Here is a 1,800-nt window from a genome sequence, read left to right as displayed (position 1 = left end):
GGGAAATAGAGGAAAGGCTGAGACCCCGCAGTGCAGCGAGGAGCATTCCTGTTTAGAATCCTAATGGGGTCTTGCAAAATAAAAAGTCCTCTTGTATGATGCTTGAGTATCAACTTACCAATCGAAACTCATCACCAAACAGGAGGACATATAATGAATAGTAATATTAATCACAAAATTAATCAAGTTTCTGAAAAAACTTTGGTCATTGGTATCGATATTGCCAAGCAGAAACATTTTGCATGTGCGGTAGACGATCGCGGTCGTGTATTAGAGAAATCATTTCCCTTTTATCAATCAGAAGATGGTTTTGAACAGCTAGTTAAAAAAATAGAGTCTTTACAATCTTGCCACCAAAAATCAGAGGTTATCGTTGGATTTGAACCCACGGGGCATTATTGGATGAACTTAGCTGCCTATCTGGTTGAGCAGGATATCCGATATGTAATGGTAAATCCAATGCACGTTAATAGAACGAAAGAATTAGATGATAACCTTCAAACCAAAAATGACAAAAAAGACGCTCGCGTTATCGCTAGCTTAATACGTGACGGACGGTTTACTTTTTCTCGAATACTTACTGGAGTAGAAGCAGAACTTCGTAATGGAGCGAGTCTTCGATCTAAATTACAAGAAGATATTACAGCAATTAAAAACCGTATGATTCGTTGGATAGATCTTTATTTCCCTGAGTTTCAGCACTTATTCAAAAGTTTTGGGAAGAACGCTTGCGCAGTGCTTGAAATGACACCATTACCAATGGATTTTGATGGGAAGAGTGAGGAAGAACTGATTCAGCTTTACAAAAACGTAGAAGGACTAAAATGTCTTTCTGTTTCTAAGATTCAAAAGTTAAAAGTACTAACCACCAAGTCCATCGGATTAAAAGAAGGATTAGAAATGGCACGATTTGAGATAGAAACTTTGCTTACTCAATTCAAAGCTCTTTCAAAACAATTAGAAGTCTTATCATTAAGATTAACTGAACTAGCTCAACAATTGATCGACTACGAGTATATTTTATCTATTCCTGGTCTAGGTGAAAATACAGCAGTTGAATTACTCTCTGAGACTGGCTCTCTTAGCCAATATGAGCATCCACGCCAACTAATTAAATTAGCGGGACTCACACTAAGGGAAAACTCTTCTGGCAAACATAAAGGCCATAAGAAAATCTCAAAAAGGGGTAGAAGGAAACTCAGAGCTATATTATATAGAGTTATTCTTCCTTTGATTCAACATAACATAGCATTTAAATCTCTATATCAGTACTATACAACTCGTACTGTCAATCCACTGAAAAAGAAAGAAGCCATGGTAGTATTAAGTGGGAAACTACTTAAAATCCTATATGCTTTGTGTGTAAAACATGTGCATTTTAATGCAAGTCTTATGATGACAGACCTCCATTGTCTCCAAGAGGCAGCTTGAGCTACTTCTTAGTAGTTTAAGAATCTAAACAAAAGGATGACACGGAGAAGCCGGCACTATTTGAGCCATAAGACCAAGAGTCCCTCGAGGAGCATCGCCAGCCTCTGCCTTATGTAAAGACCGAACGAAGGAATGTACGCACTAGATGCCAAGAGACATGGGAGGGTTAGTCTTCATAAGTTTTGCAGAGATCCAATGTGCATCACATAAGCACGATAGAGTTAATGATTTCCAATTAGCTCTAGCGAAGCGTAAGTATCTTCTTACAAGTTCTTGAATTTTTAGAAATTCATAACAAGTTAATGATTGAAAAAAATTTTTTTCTAGCCATAAAACGGCTTTAAAGGTTGATATTCCAACATTTCTAGA

At 37.2% G+C, this 1,800-nt stretch carries 2 protein-coding genes; one reads left to right on the top strand and one right to left on the bottom strand.

The window, feature by feature from the left end; genetic code table 11:
- The first annotated feature begins 153 nt into the window (after nt 1-153).
- A complete protein-coding gene (locus tag ADJ83_RS04410; protein WP_048717098.1) occupies nt 154-1,431 on the top strand; it encodes an IS110 family transposase in 1,278 nt (425 codons plus the stop codon).
- A 141-nt stretch (nt 1,432-1,572) separates the two neighbouring features.
- Here ADJ83_RS04410 and ADJ83_RS25960 read toward each other — a convergent pair.
- Nucleotides 1,573-1,800: hypothetical protein (locus ADJ83_RS25960; RefSeq protein ID WP_048717096.1), on the bottom strand; the 228-nt coding region annotated here is incomplete at its 5' end.

Origin of the sequence: Bacillus sp. 522_BSPC (assembly GCF_001076885.1) — a bacterium.
Lineage (GTDB): Bacteria > Bacillota > Bacilli > Bacillales > Cytobacillaceae > Niallia > Niallia hominis.
Note: the sequence above shows the minus strand (reverse complement) of the source record. Positions and strands in the feature narration are given on the sequence as shown.

Bases quoted from the DNA above. Each gene is read 5' to 3' on its own strand.
- ADJ83_RS04410 (WP_048717098.1), top strand. From the start codon at position 154: ATGAATAGTAATATTAATCACAAAATTAATCAAGTTTCTGAAAAAACT.